Source organism: Candidatus Tisiphia endosymbiont of Nemotelus nigrinus (genome assembly GCF_964026475.1).
Classification (GTDB): domain Bacteria; phylum Pseudomonadota; class Alphaproteobacteria; order Rickettsiales; family Rickettsiaceae; genus Tisiphia.
This window is the reverse complement of the sequence record NZ_OZ032151.1, coordinates 566,075-589,062: the sequence shown is the minus strand read 5'-3', so window position 1 is coordinate 589,062 and position 22,988 is coordinate 566,075. Positions and strand designations below refer to the sequence as shown.

At 32.8% G+C, this 22,988-nt stretch carries 19 protein-coding genes and 1 pseudogene; 9 read left to right on the top strand and 11 right to left on the bottom strand.

All coding sequences use genetic code 11. The features are described 5' to 3' along the window. The first annotated feature begins 127 nt into the window (after positions 1 to 127). Positions 128 to 940: a glycosyltransferase family 2 protein gene (locus AAGD39_RS02785; protein WP_341757083.1), complete on the top strand. Its 813-nt coding sequence runs from the start codon at positions 128 to 130 to the stop codon at positions 938 to 940. Between the two features lie 481 nt (positions 941 to 1,421). On the opposite strand, the gene xth is transcribed toward AAGD39_RS02785, so the two are convergent. Both xth and AAGD39_RS02775 read right to left on the bottom strand, forming a co-directional pair. Further along, entirely contained in the window at positions 1,422 to 2,234 is an 813-nt protein-coding gene (gene xth, locus AAGD39_RS02780; protein ID WP_341757082.1) for an exodeoxyribonuclease III, read from the bottom strand. 73 nt (positions 2,235 to 2,307) lie between these two features. After that, positions 2,308 to 2,850, bottom strand: a complete 543-nt coding sequence (locus tag AAGD39_RS02775; protein WP_341757081.1) for a disulfide bond formation protein B — start codon at positions 2,848 to 2,850, stop codon at positions 2,308 to 2,310. A gap of 289 nt (positions 2,851 to 3,139) precedes the next feature. Between AAGD39_RS02775 and AAGD39_RS02770 the strand changes: the two genes are divergently transcribed. The 3 genes from AAGD39_RS02770 to AAGD39_RS02760 all read left to right on the top strand — a co-directional run bounded on the left by AAGD39_RS02770 (position 3,140) and on the right by AAGD39_RS02760 (position 6,454). Continuing rightward, positions 3,140 to 4,720, top strand: a complete 1,581-nt coding sequence (locus AAGD39_RS02770; protein ID WP_341757080.1) for a lysine--tRNA ligase — start codon at positions 3,140 to 3,142, stop codon at positions 4,718 to 4,720. Next, positions 4,701 to 5,453, top strand: a complete 753-nt coding sequence (locus tag AAGD39_RS02765) for a TlyA family RNA methyltransferase (protein WP_341757079.1) — start codon at positions 4,701 to 4,703, stop codon at positions 5,451 to 5,453. Before AAGD39_RS02770 ends, AAGD39_RS02765 begins: the two co-directional genes overlap by 20 nt. A gap of 383 nt (positions 5,454 to 5,836) precedes the next feature. Further along, positions 5,837 to 6,454, top strand: coding sequence for a bifunctional (p)ppGpp synthetase/guanosine-3',5'-bis(diphosphate) 3'-pyrophosphohydrolase (locus tag AAGD39_RS02760; protein ID WP_341757078.1), 618 nt, complete (start codon positions 5,837 to 5,839; stop codon positions 6,452 to 6,454). 433 nt (positions 6,455 to 6,887) lie between these two features. Here AAGD39_RS02760 and AAGD39_RS02750 read toward each other — a convergent pair whose 3' ends face one another. The 9 genes and pseudogenes from AAGD39_RS02750 to AAGD39_RS02710 form a co-directional block, all read right to left on the bottom strand. Beyond that, positions 6,888 to 7,334, bottom strand: a complete 447-nt coding sequence (locus AAGD39_RS02750; protein ID WP_341757077.1) for an outer membrane beta-barrel protein — start codon at positions 7,332 to 7,334, stop codon at positions 6,888 to 6,890. Positions 7,335 to 7,552: 218 nt separating this feature from the next. Beyond that, positions 7,553 to 8,200, bottom strand: a complete 648-nt coding sequence (locus AAGD39_RS02745) for an outer membrane protein (RefSeq protein WP_341757076.1) — start codon at positions 8,198 to 8,200, stop codon at positions 7,553 to 7,555. 378 nt (positions 8,201 to 8,578) lie between these two features. Continuing rightward, entirely contained in the window at positions 8,579 to 9,271 is a 693-nt protein-coding gene (locus tag AAGD39_RS02740) for an outer membrane protein (RefSeq protein ID WP_341757075.1), read from the bottom strand. 265 nt (positions 9,272 to 9,536) lie between these two features. After that, entirely contained in the window at positions 9,537 to 9,932 is a 396-nt protein-coding gene (gene rnpA / locus AAGD39_RS02735; RefSeq protein WP_341757074.1) for a ribonuclease P protein component, read from the bottom strand. Between the two features lie 3 nt (positions 9,933 to 9,935). Next, positions 9,936 to 10,070 carry a 50S ribosomal protein L34 gene (gene rpmH / locus AAGD39_RS02730; protein WP_341757073.1) on the bottom strand — a complete coding sequence of 45 codons (135 nt, stop codon included), beginning with the start codon at positions 10,068 to 10,070 and terminating at the stop codon, positions 9,936 to 9,938. 213 nt (positions 10,071 to 10,283) lie between these two features. After that, the gene (locus AAGD39_RS02725; protein ID WP_341757215.1) at positions 10,284 to 13,094 is read right to left on the bottom strand and encodes a 2-oxoglutarate dehydrogenase E1 component; all 2,811 of its coding nucleotides are present in this window, start codon (positions 13,092 to 13,094) and stop codon (positions 10,284 to 10,286) included. Positions 13,095 to 13,390: 296 nt separating this feature from the next. Further along, positions 13,391 to 13,846, bottom strand: a complete 456-nt coding sequence (locus tag AAGD39_RS02720; protein ID WP_341757214.1) for a Na+/H+ antiporter subunit E — start codon at positions 13,844 to 13,846, stop codon at positions 13,391 to 13,393. 16 nt (positions 13,847 to 13,862) lie between these two features. Further along, positions 13,863 to 15,305: pseudogene (locus AAGD39_RS02715) on the bottom strand (DHA2 family efflux MFS transporter permease subunit); the annotation flags it as partial. A gap of 19 nt (positions 15,306 to 15,324) precedes the next feature. Then, on the bottom strand, positions 15,325 to 16,671 hold the full coding sequence (locus AAGD39_RS02710) for an IS110 family transposase (protein ID WP_341756063.1): 1,347 nt from the start codon (positions 16,669 to 16,671) through the stop codon (positions 15,325 to 15,327). A 657-nt stretch (positions 16,672 to 17,328) separates the two neighbouring features. On the opposite strand from AAGD39_RS02710, the gene AAGD39_RS02705 reads away from it, so the two are divergent. The 5 genes from AAGD39_RS02705 (at position 17,329) to AAGD39_RS02685 (ending at position 22,940) form a co-directional block, all read left to right on the top strand. Continuing rightward, positions 17,329 to 18,282: a hypothetical protein gene (locus tag AAGD39_RS02705; protein WP_341757072.1), complete on the top strand. Its 954-nt coding sequence runs from the start codon at positions 17,329 to 17,331 to the stop codon at positions 18,280 to 18,282. Between the two features lie 408 nt (positions 18,283 to 18,690). Further along, entirely contained in the window at positions 18,691 to 19,641 is a 951-nt protein-coding gene (locus AAGD39_RS02700) for an IS481 family transposase (RefSeq protein ID WP_341756822.1), read from the top strand. Between the two features lie 128 nt (positions 19,642 to 19,769). Next, complete coding sequence (locus tag AAGD39_RS02695) at positions 19,770 to 19,916, top strand: hypothetical protein (protein ID WP_341757071.1); 147 nt, start codon at positions 19,770 to 19,772, stop codon at positions 19,914 to 19,916. An 803-nt stretch (positions 19,917 to 20,719) separates the two neighbouring features. Next, positions 20,720 to 21,943, top strand: a complete 1,224-nt coding sequence (locus AAGD39_RS02690) for a multidrug effflux MFS transporter (protein ID WP_341757070.1) — start codon at positions 20,720 to 20,722, stop codon at positions 21,941 to 21,943. A 277-nt stretch (positions 21,944 to 22,220) separates the two neighbouring features. After that, a complete protein-coding gene (locus AAGD39_RS02685; RefSeq protein WP_341757069.1) occupies positions 22,221 to 22,940 on the top strand; it encodes a metal ABC transporter ATP-binding protein in 720 nt (239 codons plus the stop codon). The last annotated feature ends 48 nt before the right edge of the window (positions 22,941 to 22,988 follow it).

Sequence of the window (22,988 nt, the reverse complement as noted above, 5' to 3'; positions counted from 1 at the left end):
TTATTGGTTTAATAATGCAGGTGATTTTTTATTATTTGTTAGCGACTAATTTCATGGAGATATATCAGCTTGCAATGATGGCTGTAAATTTGGTGTAATGTTAATTAGGTTAGCTATAAGGAGTCATATGTTAAAGATTTCAGCTTTTATTATCACAAAAAATGAAGCCGCTAGAGTGACAAGAGCTATCAACAGTGTTAAGGACATTGTGGGAGAGATTATTGTTGTTGATAGTGGTAGCACTGATGATACAGTACAAATTGTCAGAGATTTAGGGAGCAAAGTAATTTTTAATGAATGGAGTGGTTATGTTAAACAAAAAACTTTTGGTGAGAATTTGTGTCAGAATGATTGGATATTAAATATTGACGCTGATGAAGAATTGTCAAAAGAATTACAGGATGAAATAGAATTTATATTCGCTTCAAATATTCAAGATAATTATTTAGCTTATCGTACTAAAAATGTTATATTGCACCGTAACGATCATAAAGTTCGTCGTTTTGCTCCTTATCATAAATTTATCAGATTATATAATCGTAAATATAGTAGTTTTTCTAATAATAATAGTACTACTACTCATGATTCGGTGTTATTTAATCCAGATATTAACTCACAAGGTAAAATCTATGATTTAAATGGTATAATTTATCATAGAACTGGCATGTCAATTGAGCAATTAGTAGCTAAAGCAAATTTTTATTCTTCTGAGCAAGCAGAAGATTTAGTCAAACTAGGTAGGAATCCATCAAGAATAAGGATTGCTACAGAAACTATTTCTTATTTTCTAAAATCATTCTTTATAAGACGGTATTGGGTATTTGGTTTTGATGGTTTTGTTGACTCTATGATTCTTGCTTTTGCACGGTTTATAAGACTTGCTAAAGCAAGAGAGATGTTAAATAATAAAAAACATGCTAAAAACCAAGAAAACATATAATTCTTAAAATAGGTGAGATGATTCCCTTTGTACAGACAAAAATTTAGATAATTTGAGATATAAAGTAAAACCTATTGTATTAGGTAATATGATAAAAATAAGAGGAAAATATCAACAAGCCCATATAGTGAAGATTTAAGAAAAAAGTAATAAATTATATAGAGAAATTTAACTAAGGTGGTCTCCTTTTGTCTAGACACTGTTAACAAATCTTATTTGATTGATGAATTAATGGATTTTTTAGCGAAAATTAATAAGATTTTTGCCGGAATAGTATACCTATTTCAAAAAAATCTTATAATTTGCAGCAAAAAAGACTTTATTCACCAATTAAATAAGCTTTGTTAACAGTGTCTAGACAAAAGAGAACACCTTAGAGGTCTAATAAAAAATGTAAGTACTATTATGGCAAATACCTCGCAAGTATTTGCAGAACTAATTCTTCAAAGCATTCGAGTATACTCATTATTTCCCAAATATTTTACCATAGATACATATCTTTGTTAACAGCAATATTCAATGTTAAAAAATATGGTACATGATCAGAAGGTTGAAGCCACCCCCTAGCCTCCGATAATGAGTTAACTGATAACATCTTATCTTGTAAGTTACAACTAGTCCAGATATGATCTAATCTACGTCCCCGATTAGATTTTTGCCAATCTACATTTCTATAACTCCACCAAGTATAAAATTTCTTGTCATATGGTATGAAATAGCGGCTACTATCAATAAAACCTAAGGAGTTTTGTAACTCCAACAAGGTTGAACGCTCTATGTCTGTATGGCTAACAACATTACGCAATTGACGACTAGACCATACATCATGTTCATGTGGCGCAATATTTAGATCTCCCATTATGATAATCTTACTATCTTTACTACGATTAGTGGTCAACCATTGTTGTGCTAATTTTAAGTATGCCAATTTATGTTTAAATTTTTCATTGATATTCGCATCAGCTATGTCTCCACCAGCAGGTACATAAAAATTATGTATCTCAATACCCAGAACTTCAATGGCTAGATGCCTTTTATCACCATTATATAACTCAAGGGAGAACATATTAGTAACAGGAAATTTCGATAAAATTGCTACTCCATTATAAGATTTTTGTCCTGAATAATATATATGCTGATAACCCATATCATTAATGGCTTGATTAGGAAATAACTCATTAACTGTTTTGGTCTCTTGCAGCGATATAATATCAGGTCGATGTTCCTCTATTAATCTTTTAAGCAAACTAAGTCGCAAACGTATGGAATTAATATTCCAAGTTACTATTTTCATTTATTAAATTGCTCCTCCTTCTAACACTTAAAAAATTATTTTTTTTTAATTTATGCTTAGTGCTAGTCACATTTTATTCTATAGTGATATTGTTTTCAGATTTAGCACTATTAGGATAAAACCAAATAAAGAGTACCCCTAATAATAAAGAGAGGTTTAGTAATAAGTTCCATTCTGTCATGGACATGCCAAATAATTTAACAGTTGCTTTGGCACAAGTCGTGATTGGTTGACTATAAAATATTCCTTTAACATCGTGGATGGATAAATGTTTTGGAATATGGATTAAAGTTGAGCAAAGAGTACTTGGCTCAACTATTCCTCTTTCCACGGCACTATGATAGCCTGCTAATATGCAAGCACCTAATAAGTTTAGAACAATAAAAAATAAAGTATATTTGCTTATTTTTTTAATAATTAGTGCTACAATTGAAATCTTGATGATAAATAAATATGGGAATCTTTGATAAATACATAAAGGACAAGGTAAAAAATGTAATATATATTCAACAAAATAAGCTAAAGATAAGGCAAAGAGGCATATACAAATTAGGGCTATATGTAAAACTCTAAAGCTGTCTTTACGAATAAAATGGATAATAGAAGGGATGGTCATGGGTAAACGCTAATTTTTAAGTTGCTATTGTCTAAGAATATTATAAAAAACTCAAGAGATAAATTTATAAATTTACAGAAACCACGTATATTATATACTGCTCGTAAATGAAGAGTTGGTAGACGAAGGGTCAACTTCAAGAAGAGCTAGGAGTGTCAAAGTCGAGCAGCGGAGCGTACATTAGTACGTGAGCAGCGGAGATCTTTGGTCGCGGGAACGCCAATTCTTGAAGTTCTACCTGAGTATACTCAATATGCGAAATCAAACTATATGGAAATGGATATTATAGATGTCAGAATTAGAAATTTTAGAAGATGCTGTTAAGTCAAACGCTTGGACTTTTTTAGAAGCAAAAAAAATATTAGATCAGCTGGGTGGAAAAACTCCTGATAAAGGTTATGTATTATTTGAAACAGGCTATGGACCATCAGGATTACCGCATATAGGTACATTTGCAGAAGTTGCTAGATCTATAATGGTACAAGAAGCATTTAAGCAACTATCGAATATTCCAACTAAGATGTTTTGTTTTTCTGATGATATGGATGGTCTGCGTAAAGTTCCAAGTAATATCCCCAATCCTGATATGATAGCACCGCATATTGGCAGACCCTTGACATCTGTGCCAGATCCTTTTGGTGAATGTGAAAGTTATGGACACTACATGAATGCTAAACTTCGTTCATTTTTGGATAGGTTTGGCTTTAAATATCAATTTGTTAGTAGTACAGAATGTTATAAATCCGGTTTATTTGATCAGATGATGCTGAAAGTCATAGACAAATATGATGAAATAATGGCTCTAATGTTACCAACCTTTCGAGCAGAAAGAAAAGCAACCTATTCACCTTTCATGCCTATTTGTCCAAAAACTGGCATTGTTCTACAAGTACCTATTATCAAAACTGATCGTTTAAACGGTACTATTAGCTATCAAGACGAGGAAGGAAGATTGGTTGAAGTTCCTGTGACAAAGGGGCATTGTAAACTACAATGGAAGCCTGATTTTGCTATGCGTTGGGCTGCATTACAAGTTGATTATGAAATGTATGGCAAGGAACATATGAATAATGCCAGGTTATATTGTGAGATTTGTCGAATTTTAGATGGAGTCGAACCAGTACAATTTTTTTATGAATTATTTCTTAATGAAGATGGAGAGAAAATTTCTAAATCTACAGGCAATGGTATCACGGTTGATCAATGGTTACAATACGCCCCTATGGAAAGTATGGCACTATTTATCTATCAGAATCCAACAAGAGCCAAACGCTTACATTTTGATGTAATACCTAAAAATGTTGATGAATATATTACATTTAATAAAAAATATCACTTAGAAACAGATCAAGTAAAGCGTTTTGCCAATCCAGTACACCATATTCATCATGGGAATGTGCCTATTATTGAAACTTTTGGCATTAGTTTTAGCTTATTGCTTAACCTAGCATCGGTTTGTAATCCCGAAGATAAATCGGTACTTTGGGGGTTCATCAGTAAATATGCTCCAGAGGCGACGAAGCAAAATGCTCCGTATCTTGATCATTTAACAAATTTTGCCATTGATTATTATAATGACTTTATTAAAGCGAATAAGCGTTATTTAACCCCTAATGCTCAGCAGAGAATTATCTTACAAGAAATCAGCACTATGTTATCTGCTTTACCAGTAGATATTACTTCCGAACAAATTCAAGAGAGGATTTATGATATAGGTAATAATCATGGCTATAGTAATTTACGGGATTATTTTAAAGAATTATATCAAATATTACTTGGGCAAACTGAAGGGCCAAGGCTTGGATCCTTTATTAAACTTTTTGGTATTAAGAACACTATAAATTTGATTGATGAAAAAAATAAGACTTGACCAGCATTTAGTAGAATGCCAATTAGTTGACGATATTAACGTAGCACGAAGCCTAATAATACAAGGCAAAGTATATGTTAATCGGCAGAAGAATACTAAACCGGGTACTGGAATATCAATTGATACTCGTGATATTATTATAAAACGCCCGATACATGACTATGTATCACGAGGGGCGTTAAAGTTAATTGCTGCTCTAGACCATTTCAATATTGACCCACAAGGGCTAGTCTGTCTAGATATAGGCTCTAGTACTGGTGGTTTTACTGAGGTGTTGCTCCGTAGGAATGCTGAAAAGATTTTTGCAGTAGATGTAGGATATGGTGAACTACATCATAAGCTACGTAATAATCCTAGAATTTCAGTAATTGAAAGAACTAATGCCCGGTATTTAACAATTGAGCAAATTAGTTTACCACCAGACTTGATTGTTTGCGATGCTAGTTTCATTAGCCTTACCACCATATTACCCACTGCATTTAGCTTGGCAAAAGATAATTGTAGTTTAGTTGCTCTAATTAAGCCCCAATTTGAAGTGGCAAAGAATGAGGTGGGGAAGGGTGGTATTGTCAGAAGCCAATTCTTACACCAAAGAGTATGTGACAAAATTCAACAATGGCTAGAAGCAAATTATCATTTTAACATATTTGGGATAATACCCAGCCCTATCCTAGGAGCAAAAGGTAACCAAGAATTCCTAATTTATGCTATCCGTTCTAGGGGGATGGCTTGAATTACAATAGCAACAACAGATACAAGGGTAAGGAGTAAATGAAATTATCAATTAACTCCTAATTCCCATCAAATTTACTAGCTAATAGATGCAAAATGCTATTCAGGTTAGTACTACAGTGGTAGATTGAATAAATTATAGGAAATTTGAGTGTTTTATTTACAATTTGTTGCTAAAATTTAGGTATAAATATACAGCTGTATCATAGTTTTGGTCATGATAATTTCTAGTTTTTAGAATCTACCACTGTAGTATTAGTTATACTGTTGATCGATTTTTCTGTCACCTAATTCCATATGTTTAACTATACAATGATCAAAAACTGATTATTTTGTAATAAATATTTTAAAACAAGTTCATCTCAACTGAGTAGAGTATTAATTATGCAAGGTACAAATACTAATGATTTACGTAATATCATAAGTACTATTAGTACAAAACTACATAAAAATGATATAGCATCTGAAATACATTACAGATTAAAAGACCCTTGTTCTGCTTTAAAGAAGGTATTAAGAAAAACTATTGCTTTGAAAGAATTAACAGACCTAATTGCTTTTAGAATTATAGTTGATAAAAAAGAAGACTGTTATAAAGTATTGGATATTATTTACAATATCTATTCTGTTAATGTAGAAAAGTCTAAAAACTATATTGCTAATCCTAAGGATAATGGATACCGTTCCTTACATGTCATAGTTGTAGTTGGTATCTATGAACGTAATGTAGAAATACAAATACGGAGTAGGAAGATGCATAATACAGCAGAATCTGGCACAGCAAGTCATGATGAATATAAAAAGATGCAGGAAGCAAAGCTAAGAAAGTTACTCTCTAATGGGGGGCTTAATACAGCTGACATTAATACTGAGATCAATAATGCCTATAATATTTTTAGCCGGTTTAATTGGACTATATCAGAACTCATTGCTTATGAACAGGCAATTGAGAGTCTTTGTCATAACTTGCATAATGTACAACTTAGTAAAGTTATAAAGTAACTCGTCTTGCTGTCCAAAATCTAAAAATTAAGAATTTTAGACGCATTTTCTCAAGACTTGATAAAACGGCTTCTGTTGTTTTATCTTTTTTGCATTTTGCAGGAACTCTTATTTGGACTCAATAGAGACTTTCACACAGCCTAAACCTATTATTTTACTTATGATATAATTTCCTTCGCCTTATTGTGCAAGGCTGCTGTTCTCAGCACCTTCTGCAATTTGTTCAAAGCAAACCTTGTAAGAGGATACTTATTCTGTAATAGATATCATACATCAAGCCTTATGCCAAGCGTTACATTATGCCCTTTATATGGCAATGACTTAACATGATCTTTTATCTTTTTGCTGCTACCAAGATCTTTCCAGCTATAAGCTACCTCAACTTTTACTATAGGGGCTAACTTGGCAGCTGCTCCAACAGTAAGGTGATAAACTAGATTATTTTTTTATTAGTGGAAGTTGAAGTACCAAGTTTACTATTAGTAGTAATTTTATTTTTCAGTTGACCAATTCCAGCCCCAGCTCCAATAAAAAATTCACAAATACTTATATCAAAAACATCGACATAACCACTAAGCACTAAAGTAGTAATTTGGGGCTTAATTTTTGAGTCTGTACCGGCAAAAGAATGCTTCGATTGCTGATTAGCAAAGAAATTAAGCATAAGATCAGCTCTAACATTATTTAGAACATAATAACCGACACCTCCGCCAACAATAGTAGCGATATTCTGCTTTAATTTTTTATCATGTAACTTAATATTATTTATTTTACTTGCCCCAACTTCAGCTTTTAAATAAAATTGATTGTCAATAGCCCAAGAAGAATCAGAAAATAAAAGTGAAATGCTGATGATCGTTAGTAATAATAAATTTCTCATGGTTCTATTTTTTTATTTAAAGTTTACTATAAATTAGACTTATTAGCCAGCTTATTTTGTTAAACAACCAAGCAAATAACAAAAAAAGGGAGCTAATAAATCTCCCCTTCTTTTGTATAATAAAAATAATGAATCGATAAACTATTGATTATTAGATATCAAACCTTATACCAGCAATTAAATTATGACCTTTGTAGGAGGTTTTGCTGCTTGTCCCACTATACACGTCTATGTCCTTGAACTTGATGATTGTATGTACCAGGCTTTGTATCTCCATAATCTCTCCAGCTATAGGTAATATCTAGTTTTATTCTATCAGCCAAATCAAGAGAAACACCAGCTGTCAACTGATAAGCAAAATTATTAGCATTCTTAGAGGATTCAGAAACTGTTCCTGATACTTTCTCGTCTTCAACTTCAATAGTAACAGTACCAGTAGATTTTTCTTTTACTTTGGCCATACCAATACCGGCTCCAACAAATAATTTAACAATACCTGCGTCACACAAATTAACATAACCACTGAGTAATAATGATTTCACATTTCCTTTTGTTTTACCTTTCCCAGACATTTTAAATTCAAATACTTTAATATCCTCAAAAAAAGATCCCTTAAATTCTGGATTAACAAGAGAATCAAGTGTCAGTTCTGCTCTAAAATTATCCATTAGATAATAACCAACACCAACACCAAAAATACCATTAATATTGGATTTTATTTTTGTATTATAATATTCGAATTGTTCTATATTCAACTTAGTTGCACCCCCTTCGAGCTTAACATAAAAATGTCCTACTTCGGCAAATGATGTGGTAGAAGTCAAAATAACAGTACTTGTGGTAGCAATTAATAATAATTTTTTCATATGCTTGCTCCTAAATTATAAGTAAAGAAAATTTAACAGGTTTTCAATTAAATTCTAACAAATTTTTAGTTTTTTACACAAGATTTAATTACATATTAACTATATTTTTTTGTCAAAGACTGAAAAAAATACAAAAAAAGGGGGCTAAAAAGCCCCCTTCTATATAGAAAAAATAATGAACATATCAATTAGTATTTATCTATAGCAAAATAGCGTCATTGCAAGAAGCCACTTTAGTGGCAACGAAACAATCCTAGTTTTTGTGTCATCCCTGCGGTCGCAGGAGCATAGAGATTCCCGCCTACGCGGGAATGACAACTTACAATTGTTCCATAGCTTCCTTGCTAATAGTTAGTCAGATAGTTATATAACTATTGATTAGAGATCGAATCTTATGCCAGCCATTAAATTATGCCCTCTGATGGCGGTTTTAGGTGTTTCTTTCTTCTTTTTCTTGTTCTCTTCACCCTTCACATCACCTGTTTCTCCATAATCTCTCCAACTATAAGCAAGATCTAGGTTCATGTTATCAGCCAAATTAAAAGAAGCACCAACACTTAATTGATAAGCAAAATTATTAGCAGTCTCAAAAGAGTCAGAATCTCCATTTGCTTTCCCCCCCCCGTTAGGAGTTACAGTCCAAGTAATCTTCTGCTGCACTTGAGCCATACCAATACCAGCTCCGGCAAAGATTTTAACTACACCTGCATCATATAAATCAACATAACCACTGAGTAATAATGATCTAATGCTTTCTTTAGCTTTAGCGTTCACAGATACATTGTTAATGGTCTTAGAGCATTTAAATTCTGGATTGGTGAGGAAGTCAAGTGTCAGCTCTGTTCTAACATTATCCATGATATAATAACCAGCCCCAACACCAACAATAGCAGAAGTAGTGGATTTAAACTTTTCACTAACACTCTTATCATTATCATCCTTAAATTTCAGTGCATTCAACCTAATTGCACCGCCTTCAGCTTTAAGATAAAACCCACCTGTTTCAGCAAATGATGCAGCGGAAGTTAAAAGAGCCGTACTGGTAGCGGCAATTAATAATAATTTTTTCATATAATATTTCTCCTTAAAATTAATAAACAAGAGTCCCTTTACAGGCTCTCAAAATAAACACCAGTGAAACACAAATAATTTTCAAATTCCACTTAGGTCACCTGACCTTAGGTATATAGCATAATATTTTCTTTCAGCCTACTTAAAAAATTATTATTAAGTATTGGGTAATAGTATTTTGGGGTAATTTGTGACAAGAAAGGCACAATTAATCTTTCTTGCTACTCGTAAAGCCCCTTCATCCAAGGTTTGCAAAGAATTGGTTTTAGTTCTTAGCATTTTTGATACACGAACTATACAACTCACTTAATAAGGTCGCAAACTCAATTTGTTCAAAACCTTTCTTAGGGATAATTATCATTGCCCAAATATTTTGTTTAAATTGTGGCACTTGGCTTAGAAGCCTAACTAAATGTCTGATACGTCTTTTAATTTTATTACGAATAACAGCATTTCCTAACTTCCTTCCGACTTTCATGCCCAAAAGCACTATATTTGATGAATTATCTAGAATTTCACTAGATTTTTTACATAACTGTATTTGATGAAGCTTAGTAAAGTTTTTAGCTATTATGCTAATATAATAAGGGCTATGGAACTTTTTGCCTAACTTATTAACTAAGTCAAATTCTTTTTGGCTTTTTAGGGATAAAATAAGCACTGACTACGCTGATAACTTTCTTCTGCCTTTTGCTCGACGTTTCCTTAAAATCTCTCTACCACCTACAGTTGCCATTCTTGCCTTAAACCCATGCCTTCTTTTTCTTACTAAATTGCTAGGTTGAAATGTACGCTTCATAAATTCACATCCAATACGAAATAACAGTTCTCTTTATAATCAGATAATATCAAACTGTCAACTTAAATATATTCTTATTATACTCATGGTAATTTAAAAATTACAACTAATGATATAAAATGCTAGTTTGTAGAAACAAATAGCCGTTATCACGAGTCATGATAGTGGAGTGACAATCCTAATAAACAGCTTGCTGAAGTAACGTTAATCAGGTTAGCTGTATTTACCCAAAGCTTCCTCAAGTAATTTTTCTTGCTGCTTATTATGTATGCTAAGTGAACCAACTGCAGGTGAAGCAGATTCATTCCTACCAACATATTTAAATTGATTATTAATTGACATATCTTTTAGGCTTTCATTTAAGTGGTCTTTAATAAAATTCCATGCCCCCATATTTTTAGGTTCTTCTTGACACCAAATAAACTCCTTAGCTTTATTATATTTACCTAATATTTTAATGACAACATCTTTTTCAAACGGATATAATTGTTCCAGTCTAATAATTACTATATCTGAAATATTTTTTTCTCCTCTCTTTTCTAATAAATCGTAATAGACTTTACCACTACATAATATGACTCGTGTTACTTCTTTGGCATTTATTGCGTTATTAATCTCATCTAGCACAGGTAGAAAGCTTGTATGCTCATCAATATGAGATAGAGGTGATACAACCATCTTATGTCTTAATAAAGATTTTGGTGACATTACTATTAGTGGTTTACGAATATTACTGTATATTTGACGACGTAATAAATGAAAGAATGAGGCTGGTGTCGTGGGATAGGTAACTTGAATATTATCTTCAGCAGCAAGTTGTAGAAATCTCTCAAATCTTGCGGAACTATGTTCTGGACCCTGCCCTTCCAATCCATGTGGTAATAGCACTACTATACCACTCATCCTGAGCCATTTATGTTCACTGCTGGAAATGAATTGGTCAAAAATTATTTGAGCTCCGTTAGCAAAATCACCAAACTGAGCTTCCCAAATTACTAAATTTTTTGGATTAACTAATGAATAGCCATATTCAAAACCTAAAACTGCATACTCAGATAAATTACTGTTAGCAATTTCAAAACTTGCTTGGCTTTGCGATAAATTATTTAATGGTATATAAGTTCTATCATCCACTTGACTATATAACACTGCATGCCGGTGAGAGAAAGTGCCGCGTTCACAATCTTGACCAGTAAAACGTATTCTGATACCTGAGTTTAATAAGCTGGCAAAGGCTAGTTGCTCTGCCGTTGCCCAGTCGATAGGTTTATCTTGCTTCAAGGTATTTTCTCTTAATCCAAATAATTTCATAAGTTTGGGATTTGCAGGAAAATCTTTTGGTATTTGACAAAGCTTTATACCAAGCTTTTTTAAAGTATTCTTACTAACACCAGTAGAGACTATTTCAGCATTTGACCTAGTATAACCAGACCATAACCCCTCTAAACACTGAGCTTGCGGTTGGTAACTTTTGGCAAGTTCATACTCTTGGTCTAATTTTAGTTTAAACTGTTCTTTTAAAGCAGGAAAATGATTTTGGTCAATTATCCCATCTGCTATTAATTCATTTGCAAAAATCGTTGCTGGGGATTGTTTATTTTTTATTACATTATACATAGCACCTTGAGTATACATAGGTTCATCACCTTCATTATGACCGTATTTACGATAACATATGAGCTCAACGACTATATCTCTAGCAAATTTATGTCGGTAATTCACTGCTATATTAGTAGCTTTTAGTACTGCTTGAATATTATCGCCATTTACATGTAAAATTGGGCTGTTAATTATCTTAGCAAATTCGGTGGAATATCTAGTGGGTCTAGTATTCCAACTATTGGTTGTAAAGCCAAGCTGATTATTAATAACTAGGTGAATAGTGCCGCCAATATGATAAGCCTTTAAGTTTGACATAAATAAACTTTCAGCTACTACACCTTGACCACAAAAAGCCGTATCACCATGAACTAAAATACTCATTACTTTCTTGCGGTTAATATCTTGAATACTGTCCTGTTTCGCTCGTACTTTACCAGCTACCACTGAATTTACTGCTTCCAAATGCGATGGATTATCTGCCATAGAGAGGTGAACCTTAGATTGTCCTCTTATTCGATCTGATGAATAGCCAATATGATACTTCACATCACTTGAGATACCTAAATCATCCGGCAAGATACTTCCTGTCATAAATCCAGACAAAATAGCTTTATAAGGTTTAGTCATTACCTTAGTCAAGGTACTAATCCTTCCTCGATGTGCCATACCTATTACAACATCTTCTATTCCATGAACAATAGACATATCTACGGCTTTATCTATAGCTACTACAGCCGCCTCTCCTCCCTCTACTGAGAAACGCTTTGCCCCAGGAAATTTTATGTGTAGATATTGTTCAAATCCTTCAATTTCCACTAAATCTTTTAGTATGTCCTTCTTATCTTGTTCCGATATGTTAAAAGCTTGAGCGTTACTTTCCATTTGTTCAAAAAGCCAAGTTCTTTCATCTTCGTTTGTCAGATGATCAAACTCTATAGCAACATCTTTAGCATAAGTTTGATCGAGCAAATTAACCAATTCACCAACTGTGCATGCTTTTATTGCAAAAAATTCATCATCAATTTCTATAATATTATTCAACTGATCTTTGGTAAAACCAAAATCTTCCACATTAAGTTTCAGCTGACTTTTTGTTTTAAGAACTTCAAGATTCAATGGATCTAATTTTACTAAATAATGTCCACACTTACGGTAGCTGGCAATCATTGCTTTTGCTCGAAGTTTGTTAGTGGCAGCAGAAATATCCGTACTGAACGGCGAGAACCTTTCACGAGGTGAAGTAATAACATGAGCAGTGCTTTTATTAACCTGGTGGCTATTATTATTTTCAATATTTTGGAAATAATTTTGCCAACTTTTATCAACTGCTGTATGATCTGATAAATATAGCTGATATAATTCTTCTATAAAGACAGCATTGCTACCAAATAAAAAGCTGGTTTGTTTAAAATTTTTATCCATAATTCCTTTTCTTGATTGTACTAGCCCAACTGATATTACGCCTAATTCACAAATGTCTATTAGCCACAACTGTCGAAAGTTAGAAGAGGAAGCTGTTTTAGGCAAGGAAATGTCATTGCGAGGAGGCATAAGCCGACGAAGCAATCCATTTTCAATCACTTTTATGGATTGCTTCGTCGACCTACGGTCTCCTCGCAATGACGTTGCCCTTCTAAAACCCCTTCCTTTTCTAACTTTCGACAGCTGTGGTAGCTCCCCACAATGACATTTGTAAATTTTGCATAATGCCAATTGGGTTAACAAACGTTTCTCGTTGAAATTCGCTGTATCCTTTTGCTCATAGTAGAATCACCAAACTTTAAATCGTCAATTGATGATTGCCTAAGTGCATGTACTAATAACATATTATTTGATATGTCAAGTGTTACAGTTCCTGGCGTAAGGGTAATAGAATTACCATATATTACAAGACTGACCTCATTTTTTTGTTCCGAATCAACCCACTCAAAGACTGGTTGTAAATTAAGATTCTTACGCCATATAATCTTCATTACTGCTAAGCTAGATAGCAGTATTTCTTTAATTAGCCAAATAAAATATAGTATAGAATAATAATTGCAATAGACCTTACTTGGAATTAAATTGAGCTTTATCGAAAAAAGATAAGCTATACCGACAATAATCGAGGAAGTCAACAACGCAAAAATATCAGTAGGTAATCCTGTTAGACCAAACAATATCAATAACAACATAATTAAAGTAAAGATTTTAGTGTGCATCATATCCTCCCCCCCCTTTAACAATCGATGTAAATGGTAAGAAGATCATTACCATAAAAAACAACACACTTATAATACCAAATATGCTGTTTATCGCAATGACAAATGCTTCCTTATTTACATTAGTGGCTAACAAAAAATACGAGACCTTCTCCGGATCGATCACTCTACCATCTAATAATTGTCCCACAAACTGTAACTTCATTAGAGCAGAAGGTGAAGTGGATGAAATATTTTCATTTAGATATTGACTAAAAATCTTAGTTTTATCCGTAAGAAGAGTGCTAATAACTGCAATACCAACAGCTCCTCCAAGGTTACGAGTAAGATTATACAACCCACTAGCATTCCCTATCTTATCTTTACTCATATTGCCTAAAGCAATATTATTAGTAGGTAAAAAACAAAACATCATAGCTAATCCTCTAATAAATTGCGGTAAGAAAAACTCAACAAATTTAGCATCGGCTGTTAGAAAACTATTTAAGTAGCATCCTAAACTAAACATAGCAAGACCAATAGCCAGCATAATCCTTAAATCTACTCCAGAACCAAGCATCTTCCCAGCAAGTGGAGCCGACAGAAATTGCCCTACACCCGTAACCATCATAGTAAAACCGATTTGTACAGTATTAAAACCAGCTATTATAAATAGAAATAAAGGTAATAAATAGACTGCACCGTAGAGTCCTATACCTATAACAAAAGAATAAACACAACCAAAAGTAAAATTTTTGTCAACAAAAAGTGTTAAATCTAAGATTGGATTAATAAATGTTAGTTCTCTAATAACTAACGTAATGAACCCAACAACAGTCAGGATGATAAGGAATAATATCAAACTATTTTCTGTCCAACCTTTTTTATTTCCTTCTTCTAAAACATATTGCAAAGAAGCAAGAGTAATAGTCAGTAAAATAATACCAAGAAAATCAAAATTCTTAAGTAAGCCGTAATTAGGTTGATCAAAATCAGCATATAAATATACGATCACACAAACAAAAATGCCAGGTATTACATTGAGTAAAAACATAAAATGCCAAGATAAGCCTTCAGTAATGTAGCCCCCAAGTGTTGGACCAAGTGTTGGGGCTATCGTCACGACTAATCCTACTACCACAGTAACTGCTGGACGTTTCGCAACAGGAAAAATTATAAATATTGTACTAAAAACTGTTGGTATCATTGCCCCACCAAAAAATCCTTGTAAAGCTCTAAAAATAATCATTGTTTCTATGTTGACTGCCAACGAACATAGGATACTCATAATTGTAAAGCCCAAAGCGGCAATAAAATAAGAAATTCTAGTAGAAAGAAGTCTAGCGGTAAAACCAGTTATTGGTATTATAATCACTTCTGCTATAAGATATGACGTTTGAACCCAAGATAATTCATCGCTAGAAGCAGAAAGACCCGCTGCAATGACTTCTAAGAAACTGCTAAAAAGTATTTTAGCAAGGTTCTATTGTAACCAGCTCAAAACCTAGCTTTACCGCTTGTTTTCTTAAATTTTCTATCATTTTTTCCTGATATTGCTTTTCATATGCTTCAATTCCTTGCTCTACATAATCCTGACCGTATTTTAGTAACCGATAAAATAAACATGCTAATTTTCTTGCAGTAGCAGTAATGGCTTTTGGTGACCCAATCTTGTTTTTCATCCGTCTATAATAACCAGCTAGTGCCGATTTCCCTTTCCCTAAACTCAAAGCAGACATTCGAAGTGCTATGCTTGCTTTATTAATTACTTTCTTGGTTCTTGTTTTAAAAACTTTTCCACCAGTAATTTGATTATTAGGGCTAAGACCAAGCCATGAAGTAAAATGCTTTTCTGTCTTCCATTTACTCATATCTAAACCTACTTCCGCTATCATTGTTTGCACGGTTAATACATCAAATCCTGGTATTTTGCTAAAATCTATCCCTGATACATTATATAAAGATTGTCTCAAATCAAATGTTTTAGGGGCATTTTTGCTTACTTTACGCTTTTTATCATTTCCCTCTAAAATAGCATCGCCATTATATTTATCAAATTCCTCGTAACATTCTTTGATTGATTTATCACATTCTTCTATTTTAGTGAGATAGAATTCATATAACTCTAACTCTTGCTTTAGGATAGCAAGCTGTTCTTTTCTATAATCTCCCTCTAATGCCTTAATGATAGTTTCACTGTTGCTCTTAATACGATAATCTTTAAATTCAGCTAACTTTTTAGCGTCTCTTTCTCCAACTATAATAGCTTTAATTATCTTCATTCCACTAATACCAGTGATGTCACTAATTACATGATGTAATTGGATATTCATTTCATTAAGGGCTTTTTGCATACGATTAATATGAATTCTACTACTTTTTATTAATCTATCTCTTTGCCTTAGATAACTACGCAATACGCATATTTGGTTATTAGGACGAAATGAACCGTTTAATAAACCATAGCTATGTAACCTTTGTAACCACTGACAATCTTTCACATCTGTCTTACGTCCAGGGACATTTTTTGCATAACGGGCATTAACTAATTTAACCTCAAACCCATTAGTCTCTAATATTTGAAACACCGGTATCCAATATACACCTGTTGATTCCATGGCTATCGTCTTAATCTTACATTCTTTTAACCAATTTACCATTTCTTTTAAATCACTAGTAAAAGCAGCAAATTTTTTAACAACTTCTTTATCTCTGCCAACTGGTACACAAACATAATGTTCTCTAGAGCCGATATCAATCCCTGCTGCATTAGGATTCATTATTTCCAATTTCTGTTTATCATTATTTTCCTTTACCATTTCACCTCCTTTTTGTAGAATATTGTTAAGCCAAGCTAATTTTAAGTTGGAGGGGCAATAGAATTACTCTTCTAAACGAGGTCTCTCATACACTTAAATATTTGTGTATGATGCCATCAATGATGTTACCAAAACTCCAAAACCATGCTGATGAACGGGCTGTGATCAACGCACCAATGGCATCGACGATTATTGTTCTTAATAATTAGCTTGGTTACTTTATTTTATAGAAATATAGCAAATAATACATCTGTTACTTAATGAATGATTATTGTTAAAAGGGGTACTACGCTGAAGTGTGGTACAGAGCCAGTTTCTTATATTTTGTTACATGGTGCGTAGTATACCAATGTTTAGGCTGATAAAGAACTGGCAACAATTTGAATATCCAATATTGCCATAAACATTCCGACTATCATCGCAAAAAATGCAAGCAACTGTTTGTTTGATAGTGGGGGAGAAGGAAGAACTTGTTGTGTGAGCATGTTAGCGAGAACACCATCAATTATAGCATAGTATGTATATCACAAAAGTAACAGTCTTACAAGTATAAAGAGTTAAAAAAAATACATATTTGGTAAAATTACTAGTAGGAACTAATAGAATAGGTTATAATATATGTATGTATGTGTATTAAATAACTAATTTGGTTATAATATGTCTAGGAAAAAATCTAGTTCTTTGAGTAATAAAATACAAAATATTAATGAGGAATTTGAAAAGGTATCTGGTGATTTAGATAGGGAATTATCTAAATTTGAAAAAGTGGAGGATGTATTCAATGATTCATTAGATAGAGTTACTGGTTCTGTTTCCGATCAGGAAGTAGATAAATTGCTAGAGCAAATGCAGTCTGAAGTTAATTTAGATAAAAAAAGTGCTGCATTAGGCAAACAAAAAGATCAAGAAATAGCAGATAGACTTAAGGCTATAAGAGACCCAAGGCCTACGGAAGAAGCGTTAAAAAACCCTGCACCAACACCAACTGTCAAAGAATTAGAGGCTAGACTGAAAAAGTTAAAAGATTCAACACCAACTGTCGAAAAACCACAAAAGAAAGTTGATAAATCAAAAGACAACGAGGTTAAACAATCTCAGCCGATAAAACCAACAAGGAAAGTAGTTAATAAAGTAACTGCCCGTCCAGATGATAATAAGTTAGGGACTAGTTCTCCTGCAACATCGCCAGAGCCGGTAGTTAGAAAACCATCCGAACCCGATAAGAGTGATAAGGATACTTTACCACCATCAGTGACAACACCTGAACAAACAACAGGTTGGTTTACAAAAATTATGAATGCCATTATAGATGTTATTGTTGATAAGATTAAAGAGGTCTTTGGTAATTCACAAACTCAAAACTCCGCTCCTGCTCCTAAGCAGCAGAATCAACAAATTTCGTTAGATAAAATACAAGCAGATGTTAAAAAGCTAAATGAGCCATTGGTAGCATTTAAAAAGGCACAAGAATTAAGGGCAGACAAAATAAAACATAGTCTGCAAAAGGTTAAGCAAAGAAAAACACCATCTAATACTCAACCAAAATTACCAATAGAGACACCAACGAAATCACCAGTAACTAGACAAAAACCTAATGTAAATAATAGATAGAGCTGACCCGATTAGTATTTAGCCATAGCAAGCATCTATTAGCGAGGAGGAGTAGCTGGGAAGTAATCCAAAACAAACACTTTCTTGGGTTGTTTCATCGTTACACTATAAGTAACTCCTCACAATGACGTCAGTTTGCTACGGATAAATGCTAATCAGGATAGCTTATAGTAAAATTAAAGAAAAACTCATTTATCTAGGTAACTAAAAAAATAGTATCATGTTTATAATTGGGAGACAGTATGTTTAAAAATTTATTACAACTTTATAGTATGGTGATTTGTCTCTTTGCTACCCTGATTCTTATGTTCACATTGGTACAAGTTATGCAAAACACTATAACTCTAGGTGTTTAGTCCCAGGGTGTAATGGTGTATATTATAAAGAATTACCATCAAGAGAGGAATTATGGGACAAATATTACACGGCTGTGCCAAAACGACAGAGGCAATACGTTTCGCAATCCAAAATAGTCAAGAGAGCTTAAAGACTTTAGCAAGAAAATATTCTATTAATCCTAAAACAGTTGCTAAGTGGAAGAAACGAACTACATTACAAGATACTTGTATGGGTCCCAAAGAACCATCTTCTACAGTATTAACTTCTGAAGAAGAAGCTATGTGTATAGCATTTCGTAAACACACTTTATTATCTTTAGATGATTGCTTATATGCTTTACAAGTCAGTATTCCCAAGCTTACTAGATCTTCTTTACATAGACTTCTTCAACGCCATAATGTTAGTAGGTTACCGGAAGTAAAAGGAAATAACAAAACCAAGAAGAAGTTTAAACTTTATCCAATTGGTTATTTCCATATAGATATTGCTGAAGTCAAAACAGAAGAAGGTAAACTCTATCTATTTGTTGCTATTGATCGCACTTCAAAGTTTGTGTATGTAGAACTTTTACCAAGATGTACCAAGACAGAAACAGCACAATTTCTTCGTAATTTAATTAAAGCTATACCTTATAAAATTCATACTATTTTGACAGATAATGGTATTCAATTTACTAACAGAACAGTAGATAAGAATGCTTGGATGCATATTTTTGATCGTATTTGCTATGAATACAATATTGAACACAGGCTAACAAAAGTTAATCATCCATGGACTAATGGACAGGTAGAACGTATGAATCGTACTATTAAAGAGGCAACTGTTAAACGTTTTTATTATGACAATCATCAGCAACTTAAACAACATTTATATGATTTTATCAATGCCTACAATTTCGCAAAAAGACTTAAAGCTCTTAAAGGTTTAACTCCTTATGAATTTATCATAAAAACATGGACATCTGATCCAAATAAATTTATTATTAACCCTAACCACCACATCCTGGGACTAAACACCTAGTATTACCAGAATATAAATATAATTATGATACAGCTAAGTTTAATTCTGTCGAAGACTTTATTAATTCTAAGAATCCGCAAGAAGCAGAAAAAATTAGATTATTAAGCGAAGCAGAAATAGACAAAAAGATGAATCTTGAGAAAACAAATTATATACAAAAAGTAGAAAAGGAAGCAGTGTCTAGCCTGATTAATAATGCTAGTTGGATAATTACTAGTTTAATATTTTTTATTATTCATTGGTTGTTGTATCAAAAATCATCTAAAACTCTTTAAAGAAGAGGTAATTATAAAAAAATTAGAATAGGATTGTCCACATCATACCCTGCATTTTTTATTCTATCGTAAAAATAACAAAAATTATAAGGATATTATTCTATACAAGCGTCATTGTAAGCTGATATATCCCCACGAAATTAGTTGTTAACAAATAATAAAAAATCACTTACATGATTAAATCAATAATAGGATACAGTCAAGGTATGCAAAAATTTTTCCAAGCAAACGAGAGATTTTTGGCAAAGTTACAAAAATTTGCCAAAAAATCTTGTAGAAAAAATAGGCCATCCATCCTTCAAATATGTACTTTCAGACCTATTTTACTTTCTCCTTAAACTGACGCCTTTTCGTCATTGCGAGAAGCTACTTATAGTAGCAACGAAGCAATTGAATGTGAATTGCCACAAACACTACGTGGTCTCGTAATGACGTCTTGTACTTTTCTGCAATTTTTAAATTGTCATAGGGGTTATGCGTAAGGCAAGTTATTAATTAACAAATATACTCTTCTGCTTTGAGTATACCTATTCTTAAATCTCTTATAGCTCTCTGAAATTATATACAACTTGCAATTTTAAAAATTTGGTGTAATGTTCTGAAACTTTAGTATATAGTTAACCCGAATAATATTTAAGCCATAGCAAATTGACCTCACTACAAGAAGCCACTTTGCGGCGACGAAGCAGGTACATTTCTAGTCACTTTGCTTCACCAAGCTTTACGCCCTCCTCGCAATTATGGTGTAATACTAATGGGTTAGCTTATAAAGTACCAAACATTCAGTTAATAGTTGAGTTGTTATGAAGCCAAATAAAATTAAAAACACTCTCATTATACCATTATACATTATTATATTAATTATTGCAATACCTATATTAAGTGAAACCATTTATACTCCCTCACTTCCTAGCTTAGCCAAGGATTTAGCAATTAGTGCTAATTTAGCTGAATACACACTTACTATTTATTTGTTTGGTTTTGCTGTTGGTGTGTTAATATGGGGTAACTTATCTGATTCTTACGGACGTAAGTCTTGTTTACTTGCGGGATTTTTAGTCTACGCCTTATCATGCTGCATTTGTTATCTAGCAGATAATATAAATATGTTACTGGCTGCAAGATTTATGCAAGCTTTTGGTGCTAGTGTTGGTTCAGTATTAGGGATAGCCATAGCTAGAGAGGCAATACCACCAAAAGATCGTGGCAGGGTATTCTCAACTATAACTATTGCTATGGCCTTTGCTCCTGCTATAGGTCCAGTTATAGGTAGTTTTGTAATAAAATTTTATCATTGGTCAGCCGTATTTCTTGTACTAATCGCAATAGCAATATTCATTATGGCGTTAATATCAGCTAAACTTCCAGAAACTAACCAGAATCTAATGGTTAAACGCTCAGCTATTGGATTATATAAAGAATGTTTTAATAAAATGATCAGAGATATAAGATTTATCGGTTTTGTATTTTTAGTTGGAGCAGTAAATGGCATTTCATTTGGCTATTTTGCTGAAGCACCTTTTTATTTTATCTCAGGACTAAATATTACCACTTCATCATTTGGTATGATAGCATTATTTCCGTGTATTCCCTTAATTTTAGGTGGGCTTATATCTAAAAAGATGCACCAAATGCAAAGAACCTCTGACTATATTATTTCTGCAGGCATTAAGCTTATGTGCTTAGGATCTATGCTATTCTTTTTATCTAGTTATTTTAGTCTAATTAATAAAGATGATGTAACAGTATCGGTATTACAAACTTTATTATGGATGAGTATGATTAATACTGGTGGTACGATGGTAACTCCCAACTGTTTAGGTCAGGCTTTAGAAAATTATGGTCAATTTGCTGGCACTGCTGCCTCACTCTCTGGTTTTATGTATTATGTAATTGCTGCAGGTTTTACAGTGTTAATAGGACATATGCATGACGGAACATTGCTACAATTACCATTATTCATAATGATCATTTCAATTAGTATGATGTTAGTATTTTATATTGCTATTAATAAGAAGCAAATATAGCTAACTTTTTGAGGGGATCATGGCAGTTTAAAAGTTGCGGAAAAATAACTAGACACTTATATCATAATTTAAAGATATAAGTGTCTATCATCATCATTGCGAGACCATGTAGTGGTCGTGGCAATCCAAAAAGTGAGCAGGAATGAATTGCTTTATAGACTTACACATTATCATAATGACATTTAGGAGCTTATAACAATATCAAAAACTTAATCGGGTTAGCTATAAAATATTAAGGACTTAGGATTAACTATACAAAATCATAATTGGAATTACTATGCCTATCTCAAAATCAGAAGATACTACATTAATAAAATTCAGTAATGTATCTAAGAGGTTTGGTAAAAAATTACCTCTTGCCAATATTAATTTCACTGTTAAAAAAGGCGAAGTAACCACTTTAATCGGTCCAAATGGTGCTGGCAAAACAACAATAGCTAGATTAATCTTGGGATTGGATACCCCTTCATCCGGTAATATAATAATTCACCATAATATAAAAATTGGCTATGTACCTCAGAGACTAGATTTCGCCTCAGACTTACCAATTACAGCTGAAAATTTTTTGTATTTATTAGCTTCAAATAGTAATAACAAAGATTGGCAAGAGTTAGGTAATTTTATTGATTTTGACAATTATAAGCATCACGATATTTCAGAACTTTCTGGTGGTCAATTTCAAAAGTTAATGCTAACTGCTACCTTACTGAACAATCCTGATTTAATTATTTTAGACGAACCAACTCAATCGTTAGATGTTACTAGCCAACAAGAATTTTATCGGATCATTAATCAAATAAAAAGACGTCTAAATATTACAATTTTTATGATCTCACATGACTTATTTACGGTAATGAAAAATTCCGACCAAGTGATCTGTTTAAATGGACATATATGCTGTAGCGGCAAACCAAATGATTTAGCAGAAAATCAGGACTTCCTAGATACTTTGTCATCCATCGGTTTTTACATCCATCATCATGACCATAAACATTAGGTTTTGTAAGAAAAGAATCTTTTTGCCACCTGATATAATATGTTCCAC